Source organism: Silvimonas iriomotensis (assembly GCF_014645535.1).
GTDB classification, from domain to species: domain Bacteria; phylum Pseudomonadota; class Gammaproteobacteria; order Burkholderiales; family Chitinibacteraceae; genus Silvimonas; species Silvimonas iriomotensis.
The window spans coordinates 299,591-315,998 of record NZ_BMLX01000002.1; the positions used below are offsets into that span (position 1 = coordinate 299,591).

At 57.4% G+C, this 16,408-nt stretch carries 17 protein-coding genes and 1 pseudogene; 12 read left to right on the top strand and 6 right to left on the bottom strand.

Features of this window, described 5'->3' with window-relative positions:
- Window positions 1-240 precede the first annotated feature (240 nt).
- A pseudogene (locus tag IEX57_RS21395) lies at window positions 241-1,476 on the top strand (IS3 family transposase).
- A 266-nt stretch (window positions 1,477-1,742) separates the two neighbouring features.
- Here IEX57_RS21395 and IEX57_RS07885 read toward each other — a convergent pair.
- From IEX57_RS07885 to IEX57_RS07900, 4 genes are all read right to left on the bottom strand, one after another.
- Window positions 1,743-2,405 carry a hypothetical protein gene (locus tag IEX57_RS07885; RefSeq protein WP_188703734.1) on the bottom strand — a complete coding sequence of 221 codons (663 nt, stop codon included), beginning with the start codon at window positions 2,403-2,405 and terminating at the stop codon, window positions 1,743-1,745.
- Window positions 2,406-2,713: 308 nt separating this feature from the next.
- The gene (locus IEX57_RS07890; RefSeq protein WP_188703735.1) at window positions 2,714-3,202 is read right to left on the bottom strand and encodes a hypothetical protein; all 489 of its coding nucleotides are present in this window, start codon (window positions 3,200-3,202) and stop codon (window positions 2,714-2,716) included.
- A 350-nt stretch (window positions 3,203-3,552) separates the two neighbouring features.
- Window positions 3,553-4,353: a peptidoglycan recognition protein family protein gene (locus IEX57_RS07895; RefSeq protein ID WP_188703736.1), complete on the bottom strand. Its 801-nt coding sequence runs from the start codon at window positions 4,351-4,353 to the stop codon at window positions 3,553-3,555.
- A 3-nt stretch (window positions 4,354-4,356) separates the two neighbouring features.
- Window positions 4,357-5,214: a hypothetical protein gene (locus IEX57_RS07900; protein WP_188703737.1), complete on the bottom strand. Its 858-nt coding sequence runs from the start codon at window positions 5,212-5,214 to the stop codon at window positions 4,357-4,359.
- A gap of 254 nt (window positions 5,215-5,468) precedes the next feature.
- On the opposite strand from IEX57_RS07900, the gene IEX57_RS07905 reads away from it, so the two are divergent.
- From IEX57_RS07905 to IEX57_RS07950, 11 genes are all read left to right on the top strand, one after another.
- Complete coding sequence (locus IEX57_RS07905) at window positions 5,469-6,935, top strand: alkaline phosphatase family protein (protein ID WP_188703738.1); 1,467 nt, start codon at window positions 5,469-5,471, stop codon at window positions 6,933-6,935.
- Between the two features lie 271 nt (window positions 6,936-7,206).
- Entirely contained in the window at window positions 7,207-7,464 is a 258-nt protein-coding gene (locus IEX57_RS21400; protein ID WP_373285164.1) for a DUF1214 domain-containing protein, read from the top strand.
- Between the two features lie 404 nt (window positions 7,465-7,868).
- Window positions 7,869-8,975 carry a helix-turn-helix transcriptional regulator gene (locus IEX57_RS07910; protein WP_188703739.1) on the top strand — a complete coding sequence of 369 codons (1,107 nt, stop codon included), beginning with the start codon at window positions 7,869-7,871 and terminating at the stop codon, window positions 8,973-8,975.
- A gap of 123 nt (window positions 8,976-9,098) precedes the next feature.
- Window positions 9,099-9,524, top strand: coding sequence for a hypothetical protein (locus tag IEX57_RS07915; RefSeq protein ID WP_188703740.1), 426 nt, complete (start codon window positions 9,099-9,101; stop codon window positions 9,522-9,524).
- A 51-nt stretch (window positions 9,525-9,575) separates the two neighbouring features.
- The gene (locus IEX57_RS21405; protein ID WP_188703741.1) at window positions 9,576-9,707 is read left to right on the top strand and encodes a PEP-CTERM sorting domain-containing protein; all 132 of its coding nucleotides are present in this window, start codon (window positions 9,576-9,578) and stop codon (window positions 9,705-9,707) included.
- Window positions 9,708-10,524: 817 nt separating this feature from the next.
- Window positions 10,525-10,800 (top strand): translation initiation factor IF-1, encoded by a 276-nt coding sequence (gene infA, locus IEX57_RS07925; RefSeq protein ID WP_188703742.1) that lies wholly within the window; start codon window positions 10,525-10,527, stop codon window positions 10,798-10,800.
- A gap of 166 nt (window positions 10,801-10,966) precedes the next feature.
- Window positions 10,967-11,761 carry a molybdate ABC transporter substrate-binding protein gene (gene modA, locus IEX57_RS07930; protein WP_188703743.1) on the top strand — a complete coding sequence of 265 codons (795 nt, stop codon included), beginning with the start codon at window positions 10,967-10,969 and terminating at the stop codon, window positions 11,759-11,761.
- The gene (locus tag IEX57_RS07935) at window positions 11,758-12,147 is read left to right on the top strand and encodes a TOBE domain-containing protein (RefSeq protein WP_188703744.1); all 390 of its coding nucleotides are present in this window, start codon (window positions 11,758-11,760) and stop codon (window positions 12,145-12,147) included. The genes modA and IEX57_RS07935 overlap by 4 nt, the downstream gene beginning before the upstream one ends.
- Window positions 12,141-12,809 (top strand): molybdate ABC transporter permease subunit, encoded by a 669-nt coding sequence (modB, locus tag IEX57_RS07940; RefSeq protein ID WP_229708915.1) that lies wholly within the window; start codon window positions 12,141-12,143, stop codon window positions 12,807-12,809. The genes IEX57_RS07935 and modB overlap by 7 nt, the downstream gene beginning before the upstream one ends.
- Complete coding sequence (locus tag IEX57_RS07945) at window positions 12,806-13,666, top strand: sulfate/molybdate ABC transporter ATP-binding protein (RefSeq protein WP_188703745.1); 861 nt, start codon at window positions 12,806-12,808, stop codon at window positions 13,664-13,666. Before modB ends, IEX57_RS07945 begins: the two co-directional genes overlap by 4 nt.
- Before the next feature lie 59 nt (window positions 13,667-13,725).
- A complete protein-coding gene (locus tag IEX57_RS07950; RefSeq protein ID WP_188703746.1) occupies window positions 13,726-14,217 on the top strand; it encodes an MgtC/SapB family protein in 492 nt (163 codons plus the stop codon).
- Window positions 14,218-14,221: 4 nt separating this feature from the next.
- Here IEX57_RS07950 and IEX57_RS07955 read toward each other — a convergent pair whose 3' ends face one another.
- Entirely contained in the window at window positions 14,222-14,662 is a 441-nt protein-coding gene (locus tag IEX57_RS07955; RefSeq protein WP_229708916.1) for a MarR family winged helix-turn-helix transcriptional regulator, read from the bottom strand.
- On the bottom strand, window positions 14,655-16,253 hold the full coding sequence (locus IEX57_RS07960; RefSeq protein ID WP_229708917.1) for an MDR family MFS transporter: 1,599 nt from the start codon (window positions 16,251-16,253) through the stop codon (window positions 14,655-14,657). Before IEX57_RS07960 ends, IEX57_RS07955 begins: the two co-directional genes overlap by 8 nt.
- Between the last annotated feature and the right edge of the window lie 155 nt (window positions 16,254-16,408).

Sequence of the window (16,408 nt, forward strand, 5' to 3'; positions counted from 1 at the left end):
TTTGTTTCTTGGAATTAAAGTCGAAAACTCTGAAATAAAGTCGAAAACCTCCAATGAGCGTTTCTGCGGCTTTGGGCGGAAAATCCCCCGCACAAATAAAGTCGAAAACCCTATCCGTTATGAGAGTCCCAGATGTACAACAAAAAGGCCTCCGGGGGAGCTTTAGCTCTAACGACGTCACCCCGGATTTGAGTAGCACCGCGATTTAGAGTCCAATCCCTTTATCTCAGGAGACTGGACGTGAAGAAGCGTTATTCGGAAGAACAAATCATCGGCTTTCTGCGCGAGGCCGAATCGGGCATTCCGCTCAAGGAACTGTGCCGCCTGCACGGGTTTTCAGAAGCCAGTTTTTACCTGTGGCGCAGCAAGTTCGGTGGCATGAACGTCTCCGATGCCAAACGGCTCAAGGAACTGGAAGCGGAGAACGCCCGGCTCAAACGCATGCTGGCCAACGCGCTGCTTGAGAATGAGGTCACGAAAGAAGCACTGCTAAAAAAGTGGTAGCCGCACCGGCAAAGCGGGAACTGGTGCGGTTCATGACAGGGCGAGGCTTGAGTGAGCGTCAGGCCCTGCGAGTGGCCCGCATAAGCGCCAGTGCGTTGCGCTATCAACCCCGGCTGGACCGCAACGGGCCATTGCGCGAACAGATTCTCACCCTGGCTCACCGCCATCGCCGGTATGGCGCAGGCATGATTTACCTGAAGCTGCGGCAGTCAGGCTGGGTGGTGAATCACAAACGGGTGGAGCGGTTGTACGGACTCGCCGGTTTGCAGGTGCGGCGGCGCAAGCGCAAGAAGGTGCCCATGCAGGACCGCCAGCCGCTACTCCGGCCTGAAACGGCAAACCAGGTGTGGTCGATGGATTTTGTGTTTGACCGGACTGGTGAAGGCCGGGTCATCAAGTGTCTGACCATCGTCGATGACGCAACACATGAATCCATTGCCATTGTTCCCGCCACTGCCCAAAGCAATAGCACGCTGTATGTGGAACAACCCTGTTTGTGGTGGCCGCGTGGGTATCCGGACTGCTGAGGGCTGGCTATATCTGGCCGTGGTGCTGGACTTGTATTCGCGGGCGGTGGTGGGCTGGGCGATGCATCACCGGATGCACCAGGAGCTGGTTCATGCCGCCTTGACGATGGCAGTGGCACGACGTCAGCCACAAGGAAAAGTGCTGCTGCATTCGGACCGTGGCAGCCAGTATTGCGCCTTTGATTACCAGAGCCTGCTGAAACGACATGGCATCATCCCGAGTCATTCCCGAGCGGGCAATTGCTGGGACAACGCTGCGATGGAAAGCTTCTTCCGTTCACTCAAGGCGGAACGGGTTCACCTGACCCGGTACGGGACTTACGACGAAGCCCGTGCAGACGTGTTTGATTACATCCGGTTTTACAATCATCATCGCCGTCATTCGACCTTGGGGTACCTGACCCCGGTTGAATTTGAGCAGCGCCAATCAGCACTCAGTGCTTAAACTGGTGTCCACGGGGACCGGGACAGGCCAAGATTTCACCCCGATCCCCTCAACTTCTTGGAGCCAGAACTCGCATAGATATGGATCGTCATCCAGTTCACAGACAAGGGGCTTGCGCAAGACAGCCCCTTGGCCGACAGCCGCCAATTTAAGACATTGGCCTCAATGACCACTTTGGGCGAGAACCGGCTGCTTCGCCTGGGGTTCCATCATTTCTTGAGCATTGAAGTTGAAATAATGGCAAAAGAAGGAATGATCAGCGCCTCCTAATGCCCTAACCCAGCTCTAATCTTTTGGATTTCGGCATCTGTTAATGGCGCTACATTTGATTGGGAAGCAGGCTTTGGAGCTGCGGAACATACAAAATATAGACTGGGTATGGCGTTTATGACATCTTCCGTAACCTTGGTCACGTCCGCGCGGCTTGAAAGCCAAGTATCTCGTCCATTTTGCACCGTACTTTGAATTGCCAAGTAGTGCTCAGGTGAACTGATACTTTTATTCGCCTGTGTGTTGATCGCAGTGGCAGCTCCTCCCATTGAACTCCAAACTGCCATTGTAGATTTTGCTGCACCAGCTGCCGCCAGTCCGGGTACCACGACTGTGGCGGCCCCAATCCCAAAAATAGCGAGGGTTGTTTCGCTTGCATCGCCAAAACGCGCTCGATTTCCGTAAAACTCGTCCATGGCATTGCAATAAGATAATGCCCGAGTTAGATCTTCGATAGCTGCAGTGTGTCTAGCGTCAGCGTCCACGCCAGACTTGCTACTCTGCTCTTTGAGGAGCTCCGCATTGTAAGATTGAAGTACTACCTCCGGTATTTTTGGAGGGCCAGAAATCGCTGCTTTTATCGGTTCCGTAATGGCTTGACACCCCGTTAAGCCAAGGATCGCAGTAAACTTCAACGCGCGAGAGCAGTTACTCAACATTTTGGCTTGCCTCAGAATGCTTTGTTTTTCCCCTAATCTTTACGACGTAGACCTAGCCCTCTCATTTACAATGTAAGTTCTATCCTACACTGACGGACGGCTTGGAGTTGATCTGATGTTTTATCGGGCATTGAATCGACCCGGTTTTCAGCGGCACGTCAAAGCCCACTATGGACGGCTCCAGGTGTGACTTTCCTCAATGGAGAGTATCCGTCGCAATCATTGTTGGAATCCTCCTGAATATTCTGCCGCCCGGTCTGAAAGCAACCAACAGCGCTGCCGGAAACTGCGATGAGTCCTATAAAACGCTATACGCTCGTTTTGTATCTCCCATTACGCAATTTGGCGACGAGTTGTCCGTAGGGGGTGACAAGGGGATGCTTCTCATCCTTCCACGGCCCCCCCTCTATCGGAAGAATGAGCTTGTGGTCACGCAGGTGTTGTAAATGTTTATGCTCGACTGTGTGATCACGCACAAAACCCGGTGCTAGTTCAATGACGGTACTGCTCCCACCTGATTTAAGAATCTTGTCGAAAAGAGCAATCTCTTCAACTGTTAGCTGGTTTGAGGTTTCGGCGATGTCATTCAAAAGCTCGTCCAGAACGGTACGCGCATACTCTGGTGAAAGTTCAGCTTCAATGCCAAGAACTTTTATGGTCACTTTTTTGAACGTGAGCGTATTGGCCAGCTGTGTAAGCAACCCGCTAATCGATTTGTAGAACACCGCAGCAATGATTAGCGTCACACAGGGCCAGGCTAGCGCAGTCAGCAGCTTGATCGTGTTCTCAGGTGACATTGCTTGCTCCCGGCAATAGGTATCGTTGTGGCATTCCAGGGGACCGGGAGCGCACTGAAACGGTCAGTAAATAAAGCAGGGGCACTGACTCATGGGCCAGGCACCGGATACGGGGCGAAACTAGCGGACACTAAGTATCTGCACAGCGTGACTGCGCGCAGAGAGGCCCCGGGTAGCGTCCATGATCCAGATTCAGGGCTGGTGCTCTACAACGACGCGCCAGCATCTGGGGTGCAAGTGAGGCATTCCAGTCGACGGCAACCTGGATCTGTCCGATCTCGCTTTGCTGAAACTCGTTCCGGTCAAGCCAAGTGCATTGATAAAAGCAATAGTGGCAGTGCCTCACGACACTAGCCTACCCCGCCAGACCAGAAGTATTCGCCAGCACTTGTCCTGTACCACCGAGGGTTTCCATTGACCGGCTCACCAGCATCGGTCCAGCCGACATACGCCAGTGCCATCCCTTTCGGAACAGTGCGCGCCACCGGTGCCAGCCGGCTGGGCTCGCCAGCCCTGAGGTTGAGTTTTGCGGTTGTGGTCACTGAGCCCTGTCGATCTGGCGGAGTCACGGCTAGCGGCTGCCCGGCGCCGGGCGCACCAGCCTCCGCAGCAACGTCACGAAGCAATTGCTCGTAGGTTCGCCTGCTCTGCGCCAGGCCGGTGACCGGATCCGTGCGCCGTTGCGGATCAAGGAAGAAGTGCCCGACAATCGATTTGCTGGCATCCAGACCGTAGCGCAAACAGGTATACGCCAGCACCCAGACATAACGGCGATAAGCCTCATCGGCGTTGATATTGGGTCCAAAACAATACTCAATGCCGATCGCCGCATCGTTCGCATCGTAGCCATACAGTTGGTTGTCAGTAGGGACTACGTAGCGCACGTGCCATGCTTTTTCCGGATGATCCGAGGTCAGTGCTGGAATGCATTCAATGATGCTGCGATCATCGACGAATACATGGGCTGACGCGCTCTCTGCGTTGCAGCTGCGCTTGTAATACGAAACATTCTCGGCAGCCGTTGAACCTGGATTGCCGGTATCGTGAGCCACAACAAAGCGCACGCCCGGCGTAATCAACGCACCCGACCGCCGTTTTGTACTGGATGGCAGGTAATCAGCAGTGATCGGGAAGAGGCTCTGGTCGGGCATGTCTCACCCCAAGGGGGGCTGCTCAGCAGCTGCAGCGGTCCGGCCGGGGTTGTTCGCAGCATCATCCGGCCCTTGACTGTGGGGTACCGCCTTGATGACGAGGTAGCCTCCATGACTGATGCCAATCAGCCCAACCAGTTGACCGCTCAATGCCGGGAACTGTTTGATCAGGTCATGGCCATCATAGTGGTGCAAATTGCTGCCCAGCATCGCACTGTATGCAATCAGCACAAGGATGGTGATGAAAAACATCTGGACCCGACTTAGATCAATCTGCGCGTAATTCCCGATTTCTTCACCGGTAAACAGGTCAATCCAGCGAGCCTGGCTGGGACTCATATTGGCAACAAGCTGGCCTTGATTGGTCAGGGCGCCTGCGTCGCGTTTGCTATTGTCGTTGACCAGTTCGAAAGTATGGTCCATCTCCCCGGTATTCGGGTCTTCCCCTTTTTTCGTGCTCAAGATCAGGGCGGAGCCAGCAAGGGAGGTCGTGCTGATCCCCATCAACCAGAGTAGTTGCTCTGGAAGCTCGATGTTGAGGGCCTCGCTGACGTTTGTGGCCGCATTCATCATGGCAGCGGTATAGAGCGCTGACAGTACCAGCACCGTCCACGCAGTCATCTGCAAACGGGCCAACGAGATGACGTTGCGGCTGTCGATGAGGATGCCATCAGGACGCCCTACGATGATGTTTCCTGTTCCGGCCAAAAAGAACAATGTCGCGACAACATTCAGGCACCAAGACGAGAGGCCGCAGTTTGCAAGGGCCAATGCTGTGCCGCCCCCATAGATAGCCACCACAAGCAGGGTCATCAACACCGCATACTTGCGACTGGAAGGACGCTTTCCGTTGGCAGCCATCAATCCTCCTGCTGGTGCAACTCGTCGACTGGAGCAGCGCTCCCTGACCGGCTGATCATCCCGGGCCCCGGGGATGACCTGTCTTTCGTCTGTCATAGCGACAACAACAAGGAAAAGCAAGTTGGACCACGATGGTGGCCCAGCGCAATGCACCAGTATTTGTGCTTTGAAGCACACCCTACCTATAACCAAACAAGATTGCGCCCTGATGCAGCAAGGCGCCAGGCCTGATTAATGGCGGAGGAATGATGGCAATGCATCCCAGTACGGCCAACATCAAACATGTCATTGTGTTGATGCTGGAGAATCGATCGTTTGACCATATGCTTGGTGACATTCCGGTCGATGACGTGGACGGTGCATCCGGCTACAACTTCAATCTGATTGAGCCTGGTGGTACGCCCTTCTTTCAGACCCCAGCGGCGGTTTTTCAATCGCCGCACAAATTCGATCCCAAGCACGAATTCGAGAACGTACAACTGCAACTCGGGTACGCCAGCCTCGATATGAGCGGGTTTGCAATTGACGCTTTAGCGACCGCAAAATTGATCAAGGGATACGGTACGCTGTTCCCCGATGAACAACGAGCAATCGTGCAAACGGTCATGAATTACTTCCCCAAGGGCAGCCTTCCGGGCATCCATTCGCTTGCTACCCAATTTGCAGTCAGTGATCGCTGGTTTGCATCAGTGCCAGGGCCGACATGGCCAAACCGGTTCTTCGCAATGATGGGGAGCTGCCATGGCAAGCTTCATATGCCAGATGGACCAGCCAGCGTGATCACCGCAGTGCGTTCAATCGCCGCCCAGCTTGGGAAAAACAGTATCTTCTCCGTTCTGGGCGGCGGCATGCACAAGATTTACAGCGATTACACCGTCCCCCTGAGTGTGTTACTCAAGGGATCGAATCGCCACGAGCCGCTGAGCCAGTTCAAGGCGGATGTGAAGGCACATACACTGCCGGCCTTTTCATGGATCGAACCGGACTACAGCAGTGATCTCAACAAGGCCAATTCGCAACATCCGCCCGAAGACATACGACGGGGCGACGGGCTTGTCGTCGAGATATACAACACCCTGCGTGCCGAAGACGAGGTCTGGAAGAAATCGCTGCTCGTGCTGCTGCACGATGAGCATGGCGGGTTCTACGACCATGTTGAACCGCCAGAGACCATCGCACCCGATGATGAACCTGCAGACGCCAAATTTGATTTCAAACGACTTGGTGTCAGGGTACCCGCTGTGCTCGTGTCCCCCTGGATCAAGCAGGGCGTCGTGAGGTCAGATAAAGACAAACCCGTGTATGACCATACGTCATTGCTGGCATTCATCTGTGACCTGTTCGGCTTGTCGCGGAGCAAGCCGGCACTCGGCAAGCGCGTTGCCACTGCCGATCACTTTGGCCATGCCGACGTCTGGAGTGACAATTTACGCGATGTCCCGGCAGATCAACTGGTTGCCGAGGCCCCCGAAGTGAGTGGACAAGAGGCCGCATCCGGTGCGCTTGATACTGCGCTACAAGGCCTGGTAGCAGGGTTGCATGCGCATGCCAGGATTGAACTCAACCGTACCACGCGGGGTGCGCTCATGCTGGCGGACGGTGGGGATGCCATCGCCCGCCAGCATATCGCCGATGCCTGGAACTCCGGGCTCGCTGGCCGGACTTCGGATGATATCGGACAGATGGTGAAAGACATCAAGTCGACATTTGGGGCCGGATAACTGGATGTGAATGCGACAATTTTGAGCACATCCCTTATGGGAAGACTGGTTGCAACGTGCCGGGAATAAAAACGCGTCCACCCTGCCCCAGACTCCTGCCCGCCCCCAGAGATCAACGCCCGTCGCAGTCCCCGATAGCAGAACCGGGATTGATCGCGCTGCAGGCCAGGACCTGCAGCCCCGGCTACCGGGGGTCTAGCAAGGCATCCGTCTTCAGCACGTCCAAGGCATCTTTGATGCGCTCGTAAAACAGGGTGGCGAGCAGCAGCAGGTGGACATTCCCGATCGGATAGCACCGCTTCGCAGACATCATGAACTTGAAGTCTTTGCACTGCGCCACGAAGTCGCGGCCTGCGGCAGCACTATGCTCTACGTCGACCCGAAAGCACCAGAGGATAAAGACCGGAACTGGCTAGCTACTGTGCCAGGGCGTGGCTTCTTTGCCATCCTGCATCTGTATGCGCCAACCAGGCCGGCGATTGATCTGGCGTGGATACCAAGAGGTATCGAGCAGGTTCAACTAGGGTAAATCACCAAGGCGGACGGGAGTTAGAGTCTCCTGACCAGGCGAAAACGCCCGTCCGCTTTGGATTGTGGATTCAACCAGCCGATGACCCGCGCGCAGCTGGTTGGGCGGACAGTAATTCGGCCAAAATCCGCAGCAATGCCCGTATGACTGCTTCGGTCCAGGACCTGCCCCCAGCCCTTCGCTCAGAACGGACTTTGCACCTCATCGCTGCGCCAAATGACTTCACGCCTGAAACCGGATCTAACCGGCGATGACAATTTGAGCTGGCTGGTTTCACCTTTTCAACCACCGACCGTCAGCCAATGTCAGTCCATGGGATAGGTCGATCGTTTACACCTCGGAGCACGATAACTACACACCCCCGCTAGTCCTCTTCGTACTGTTCATGCCAAGGAGAACAGCCTATGTCGCTGGAAAGATGGGGCAGTGCATTTAGTGAATCAATCGGCGATATGGCCGGATGGACGGACACGCTCAATGAGGTCAGGCTCCAGTTAAATAGTCGAGGGCTTCAGTTCGGACTCACCAGTGGCATTGGTTTCGGCGCGTCTTCACGGGTCATTGGTTTCGATCCTGCCGATCTTGCGGTGTACATGAACCACTATGCTGCCACCGATCCCCGTATTCCCTTTATTGCACGGCATCCTGGCCAGATCGTGATTTGCAATCAACATGTCGACACGAAGCAGTTTGAGCGATCGGCATTGGTCAATGATTTTCTGGACAAGCATGATGCGCGCCATGCCATGGCGGTGGCCTTGCCACTTGGAGACCGATGCTCAGTCACCCTTTCCGCCATGCGGGCACACCGGGACGGCGAATATACAGACGCAGATCTTCAGCGGTTTTCCCAGATAGCACCAACGTTGCAATACGCGTTTCGGCTGCATCTCCGTCTGGGAGTACTTGAAACCACGCTGTGCTCGTTGTCCACGATGGTGGATCAACTACGCACGCCGGTACTTCTGCTGACTTCCGGTGCAATGCTGGTCCATGCCAACAAAGCTGCCTTGCAGGCGCTGGCGTCTGGCCAGGTGCTGGAGCAGATCGAGGGATGTATCCGCCCTGTCTTGCCGGCTGAACAACCCGGCTTCAGGCGAAGGTTACAAGCGACCATTGTTGCCAGTGACGCATGGATGCCGACGCCGGGCACATTCCGGCTTGGTGTGAGAGCCGGCCGATTCATCCATGCCGAGTTCGTCGCATTAAAGGGTGTGCCAAAAGATACGGCAGCAAAGCATGCGAGCGTGGCGTTGTATTTGCAGCCACCTGCCGCTCAGCCTCCCCAGTTCCATGCCTACCGTACGATGTTTGGCTTTACTGCGGCAGAGGCGCGGCTGGCAGAACACCTGTGCCGGGGCCAGAGCCTCCAGCATATTGCGACCGAACTCCATCTTTCTCGGGAAACGCTCAAATCCCAACTCAAAGGGCTCTTTGCAAAGACGGATACCCATCGCCAGATCGAGCTGGTTAATCTACTGCAATCTACCCACTTTCCTTTTCTCCGCTAAACGGCAGCCGAACTTCACCCGAGCGGGTGATGTTGTCTCGCTTTGCCAGGTTCAAGCTGATGCCAGTCGTGTTTTTTCGTCAGTTTGACCAAGGAGTGCGTCGCCATTCTGGCAGCGCAATCAGTGAAAAACATTGTTCGCGAGGTGGATATGAACAGACCCCTTCTGGCCGTAGGTATGGCTGCCGGATTGCTATGCGCAGCAGCAAATGCAGCTTGGACCTTAACGACAACGGATAACACATCCTGGGAGTTGATTCCTGAAACCATCAATCCAGGTGATGTGATGGATTTTCTGCTTTATACCGGTACCACGTCGCCGTATCTCACCACCTACACCCAAACTTTTGCCACGCCAACCACGGTGAGTTTTGATTGGGGTGGCCCGGATGCCGAGCCTTGGCAAAATGCTAGCTTCGGCTACATCCTGGGGGGAATAGATCATCAGCTTGCTACTACAGCGACGACTAGTTCAGGCAGCTTGACCTTGAATGTTGGAGCGGGGCAAACCTTTGGATGGTATTCAAAACTGGATTCTGAGCAATACTAAGGCTTCAGCAGTACTTATAGCCTTGTCGAAGTGCGCTCGTTGACCCCAGGAGTGACCTCGCCGGTACCCGAACCGGGCACGTGGCTGACGATGCTCACCGGTTTGATCATTGGTGGCGTTTTGACCTTTGCCATTCGACGGCCGAGCGCTCGGGGACGCAGAAATTCACTGCTGCTTGCTTAAGCTGACTCCTAACAGCAACAGCCACTTGCTGACCGCTGCGCGATGTCAAAATGAGGGGTGCCAAATCGCACTGCTTCTCATATTGGGGGCGACGTCGCCAAGTTTGTCAGCGACGTCACCCCGGATTTGAGAAGCACGCTGATCTAGCATCCAGTCCTGTTGGCTTCGCACAGATGTGGCTGATGGCAGGTACTGGACTGGAGCAGTCATACGGACATGGCAGGGCATTTGTCAGCTTTGGCCGATTTGCAGTCAACCATGGGGTCGGCCCCACCGCCGGAACTGCCGACAGCTTTAACCGGGATCAACCACGCAACAGATCAGAATCTGCAGGCTCGAAGGCATCAGGCTCACCCTCTTGCTTGCCTGGCTGCTGTTGGGGCCAGGCATTGAGTCGCCTAAACCCAGGCAATCCTCATCCCCTTCATGATCGATTTTTCAGGGTTTTCGACTTTATCTGCCGGATTTTGACGAAAGCAGGCATGGCAAGGCGCGTGGCTACACAGGCCGGGTTTTCGACTTTAATTAGTGGGAACAGTTTTAACATGCGTGCCGCATACTGCAGTTGCGCTGGCCGGTTTTTTATTTACCGTCAACCGGTTGGGAGCAACGCAGCAAAAAGGCGTATAATTATCAAGGTTTAATGTCGGTATTCGACATCAATCCTTTTTTGCCGCTCGTATGACCCCAGTGTTCTGGACCGTTCCGGGTGGCCTTTAAAGCAGCAAACCCGAGCAAAACCGGCGTATGCGTACCCGTCTGGCCAAGGCTGGTGTAGCGCGTTCCGGTTTTTTGTATAGCCCTGACTGGAGCAACAATGGCTAAAGAAGATTTGATTGAAATGGAAGGTACTGTCGCAGAAGTATTTCCGGAATCGCGTTTCAAAGTGGTTCTGACCAATGGTGTTGAAGTGATTGCCTACGCATCGGGCAAGATGCAGAAAAACCGTATCCGCGTGCTGGAAGGCGATCGCGTGACGGTTGAAATGTCGCCGTACGATCTGACCAAAGGCCGCGTGAGCTTCCGTCACAAGGACGAGCGCGCACCGCAACCTGGTGGCCCGAACAACCGCCCGCAGTTCCGCCGCCGCTAAGCGCATGCTCAGGCCGGCTGGTGTCTGCCCCCGCCGGCTTCTTCTATCAGGGCGTCGCAATATTGACCTGATATAGAGCTCAACTACTCCGGATTGATTATCGTTTTGTCATTTTCGCCTCGGTTATACTGGCGGCGACCGACAACCCGACAAGACGGAGTAGTTGATGTTCACCTCCCCCCGCTTTACCCGCACCTCCTGGTTTTCTTCCCCGCTTCAAACTGCCGCACTGGGCGCTGCCCTGCTGATTTCCGCCACGGCGCATGCCGAACCCGTCAACGTGGCTGTCGCAGCCAACCTGCAGTACGTATTCACCGAACTGGCCAGCGCCTTTACCAAATCGTCCGGGATTGAGGTCAAGCCGTCGTTTGGCGCCTCTGGCAAGTTCTATACCCAGATCACGCAAGGCGCGCCGTTCCAGGTGTTTCTGTCGGCCGATATGGATTTCCCGCAAAAACTGCAGGAAGCCGGCCAGACGCTGGAAAACCCCAAGCCTTACGCGCTGGGCTCGCTGGTGGTGTGGACCACCCGTGACCTGAAGATTGAAGACTGGCAAAAGCTGGTCAATGACCCGGCCGTCAGCCACATTGCCGTCGCCAATCCGCAAACCGCACCGTATGGCCGTGAAGCCATCCATGCGCTGACCACATTCAAACTGGCTGACGCCGCCAAGCCCAAGCTGGTGTATGGCGACAACATCGGCCAGGCCACGCAATACATCGTGACCGGGGCGGCTGATTTCGGTTTTACCGCCAAATCACTGGTACTGGCGCCGGACGCCAAGGGCAAAGGCAAGTGGGTTGATGTGCCGGCCAGTTCGTATTCGCCGATCGAACAAGGCGCAGTGCTGCTCAAGTACGCCAAGGATCACGATCTGGCCGCAGCGCAGGCCTTCTACAAGTTTTTGTACTCCCCCACTGCGCGCGCCATCTTTGAACAGAACGGTTACCGCTTGCCGTGAACCGGATCGCCGCCCGCCTCTTGACGCTGGAGCATGAAAACGGCGTCACGCTGATTGAGGCCGAGGCGCAAGGCCAGGTGTTCTCCGCCATGCTGGTGGGGGACAAACCTGACCTCGCGCCAGGCGCGCCAGTGACGCTGGCCTTCAAAGAAACCGAAGTCGCCATTGCCCGCAATCTGGGTGGCGAGATCAGCCTGCGCAACCGCATTGCCGCCACGGTCATCAGCCTGGAAGACGGCAGCCTGCTGACGCGCGTGCGCTTTGACTTTGCCGGCCAGCCAATTCATGCCGTCATTACCACGGGCTCTGCCCGCCGCCTGGACCTTGCCGCGGGCGTGGCCGTGGAATGGCTGGTCAAAGCCAATGAAATGGGAATCGAGTGCTGAACAATATCGACCCGCAACCGCTGCTGCTCACCCTCAAGCTGGCCACCCTGACCACGCTGATCCTGCTGCTCCTGGGCGTGCCCTTGTGCGCGTGGCTGGCCCGCGCCCGCAGCCGCGGCCGTACGCTGGCAGAGGTGCTGATCAGCCTGCCGCTGGTGCTGCCGCCCACCGCGCTGGGCTTTTATCTGCTGATTACCTTCAGCCCGGCATCCGCGATCGGGGGCTGGTTGCTGAATCATTTTTCGCTGCGACTGGTGTTCAGTTTCAACGGTCTGGTGCTGGGTTCGGTGTTGTTCAGCCTGCCGTTCATGGTGCAACCGTTGCTGGCAGCGCTGCGCCAGACGCCGCCCAATCTGCTGGACGCCGCGCGCACGCTGGGCAAGCGCGAAGCCACCATCTTGTGGCGGGTGTGGTTGCCCCACGCCCGGCATGGCCTGTTTGCTGGCGCCATTCTGGCGTTTGCTCACACCGTGGGTGAGTTCGGCGTGGTGCTGATGCTGGGCGGCAATATCCCGGATCAGACCCGGGTGGCCTCTATTGCGCTGTACCAGGAGATGGAAGCGCTGAACTACCCGGCCGCGCACACCTATGCGGCCATCCTGGTGGTGTTCTCCTTCCTGGTGCTGTTGACCTTGCAACGTGTGCAAAGGCGGGCGCAATGAGCTTGCAGATTGATCTTTCACTGGCCCTGCCCGGCCGCATGCTGGAGATCCAGACCTCTTTGCCGCAAGGCGGTTGTCTGGCCCTGTACGGGCCTTCTGGCGTGGGCAAGACCACGCTGTTGCGCATTCTGGCCGGTTTGCAGCAACCGCTGCGCGGCACAGTGCAGTTTGGTGAAGACACCTGGCTGGATAGCGCCCGCAAGATCATGCTGCCGGCCCGCGCACGCAAGGTTGGTTTTGTGTTCCAGGACTTTGCGCTGTTCCCCAATATGACCGTCGATGGCAACCTGGCCTTTGCCCAGCCCAGGCCAGACGCCAGCCGCCGTGCCCACTGGCTGGCGCTGACCGGCATGAGCCAGTACGCCCGGCGGTACCCGCGCGAACTCTCAGGCGGGCAAATGCAGCGCGTGGCTCTGGCGCGGGCGCTGGCCAGCGAGCCCCGCTTGCTGTTGCTGGATGAAGCGCTATCGGCGCTGGATGCGCGTCTGCGGGCTGATCTGCAAGATGCGCTGGCCGATATCCTGGCCGAAACGAAACTGACCACGGTCCTTGTCAGCCACGATGCCGGCGAAGTCTTTCGCCTGGCCAGCCATGTCGCCCATCTGCAGCCCGACGCCCCTACCCGCTATGGCACTCCGCGCGACGTGCTGCTCAAGACCAATACGCTGGGCCGCTACGCCCTGGCGGGGCAGGTGCTGCTGATTGAAGCAGCGGGCGTGCAAGCGCGGGTGGTAATCGCCATTGGCAATGAAACGTTAACCACCTTGCTGAACCACGATGAAGCCGGCGCGCTCAAAGTGGGCCAGCGTGTGAGTGTGGCGTTGAATGGCGCCAGCGCCATGGTCAGTGCCGCCTGACTTGAGCTGCCAGGCCGCGCCCCGCACAATAAAGCCAGCACACAGATCACGGAACCAACATGACGACGGTGTTTTTGCCTTTGCCCGATGCGCTCACCAATTTGCTGGCCGCTGCACTGTTTGGCGCCCTGCTGGGACTGAACCGGCAGTTTCATCGCAAACCGGCCGGCTTGCGTACGCACGCCATGGTGGCACTAGGCGCAGCACTGGCCGTGCTGACCATCAGCCGCGTGGCAGGCGCCAGCGCCAGCGACATGAGCCGCATTCTGCAAGGGACGATTACCGGGATCGGTTTTATTGGTGCCGGCGTGATCATTCATCACACCGAGAAAGACCGCGTTGAAGGCCTGACCACGGCGGCGTCAATCTGGCTGGCGGCCATGCTGGGGCTGGCCTGCGGCGCGGGCGAATGGCAGATTGCCGGCAGCGCCCTGGTTCTGGCTCTGGTGGTCTTGATGTTTGGCGGCCGGCTGGAAAAAGCCCTCACCCGCAAACTGATCGATGGCGACAAGCGCGGTGGCGCCGCCAATGATCCTGGCGACGCCGGCTGAACGCTTAATCCTGCACCCGCTCCTGGGTCATGGCCCGCAAGCGCTCTTCCACCTCTTTCAATACCGATTGCGCAATCGCCACCCGCTCCGGATCCAGCCCGGCCAGCGCTTTGGCAAAGAATGCGTGGCGCTGCGGTTGGGCCGCGGTGATCAGTGCAGTGCCGGCGGCGGTCAGCGCCACCCGCGTCAGCCGGTTGTCTTGCGGGTCAGCATGACGGTGGATCAGCCCTTCAGCCTCCATCTGCTTCATATGCCGCGTCAGCGCGCCCGGGTCCATCAATAACCGGTGCACCAGTTCTTTTTGCGTGGCGTCTTTCATGTCCTGCAATGCCTGCATGATGCGCCAGCGCGGCATGGCATGCCCCACCTGCGCTTCAAACGCCGCAAACAAGGCGCGGCTGGTCGGGCCGATCTGCTGCAACAGATTGCGTTCAGTCTCACTCACTGGGGGCCTCCACCTTGATGGTGCGGCGCTTGAGTTGCAACGGCGGCACCCGGCGTACCATGTACAGCGCAAACACCATCAGGACCACCACCGCCCACTGGCCGGTGTGGATGGCGTAAACCAGTTGCTCCCGGGCAGCGTCAAGCAGTTGCCCGGCATTGGCGCCCGCCGCCGTCGCACTGGCAGAGAATTGCTGTGCAACCAGGTGATTCACCAGAATCTGCGGATCGGCCAGCATATTGGTCCACTGGGTCCGCGGCGGCGTCTGTGCGGCCAGCAGATCGGCCACGCCGGCATGGTAACGGTGGCTGACAAAGGTGCCGATCAGCGCCGTGCCCAGCATGCCGCCCACCATGCGCATGGACTGCAGCATGGCGGTTGATACCCCCAATTGCGTACGCGGCGCGGTTTCCTGGGCAAAGATGGTCAGGTTGGGCAGCAACAAACCCAGCCCCAGCCCGCCCAGCATCATGATGATGACAATCAGCCAGTGCGGCGTGCCCAGCACGGTCTGGGTCAGGCCGAACGCGGCGATCCAGAAAAAGGCAAAACCGATATACAGAATCACGTTGGGGCGCGGCAGACGCGTCACCACGCGCCCGTTCACAATGCTGCCCACCGTAATGAACACCACCAGCGGCGTCACCAGCAAACCAGCCTGATTGGGGGAAAGGCCAAAGCCCCCCTGGAACATCAGCGGCGCGTAGTACATCACCGCAAACATGCAAAAACCCATGACCAGCGACAGCACAAACAAGGGCTGCAAACTACGGTGGGTAAACATGTCCAGCGGCAGGATGGGGTTAGCGCAGCGGCGCTCCCACCACAGCAAGGTAATCAGGGAGCCGATCGCCACCAGCGCAATCACCGCCAGCAGCGCGGGCTGTTTATGTTGCGGCAGCCATTCCACCAGCAATTGCATGCCGCCCAGGAACAAGGCAATCAGCAAGGCACCGGGCCAGTCCAGCCTGGATGGCTTGTGTTCGGCATGGCGAATGCGTGGCAGGTAACGCCAGACAAACCATACGCTCAGCAAGCCCACCGGCAGGTTCACAAAAAACACCCAGCGCCAGCCGCAGTATTCAGTCAGGAAACCGCCCAGCGACGGGCCAATGGCATTGGCCAGGCCAAACGCACTGCTGAACAGCACCTGCCAGCGCAAACGGTCATGCGGGTCCGGAAACAGATCCGGAACCGAGGCAAATGCCGTCGCCACCAGCATGCCGCCGCCAATGCCCTGCAAAGCGCGCGCCAGCACGAGTTCAATCATGCTTTGGGCCATCCCGCACAGCATGGAGGCCACGGTAAACAAAATGATCGCCGCAAGCACAAACGGCTTGCGGCCGTGATCGTCGCCCAGCCGGCCAAAGATCGGCACCGTGATGACGGAGGTCAACAGATAACTGGTCCCCACCCAGGCATACAGGCTGAAGCCCTTGAGTTCTGCGACCACGGTCGGCAAGGCTGTCCCGACGACGGTCTGGTCCAGCGCCACCATGACCAGCACGAAACACAGCCCCAGCATGGCCATCAGGCGTTGGCGGAATGTCTGGACTGCAGCGGTGGCAGGCGGAAGATTGGGTGAAGACATGAATCAGTTGCTTTATCAATCGTTGACAAGTCAACTATTATGCGAAAAACGTTTGACAATGTCCAGCAATACGACCGCGTAACGGTAATACGGGCATCTGCCCGCCCAGCGACCAACCAAACCGGCCTAACGTGGTCATATGCCCACACCAGCGG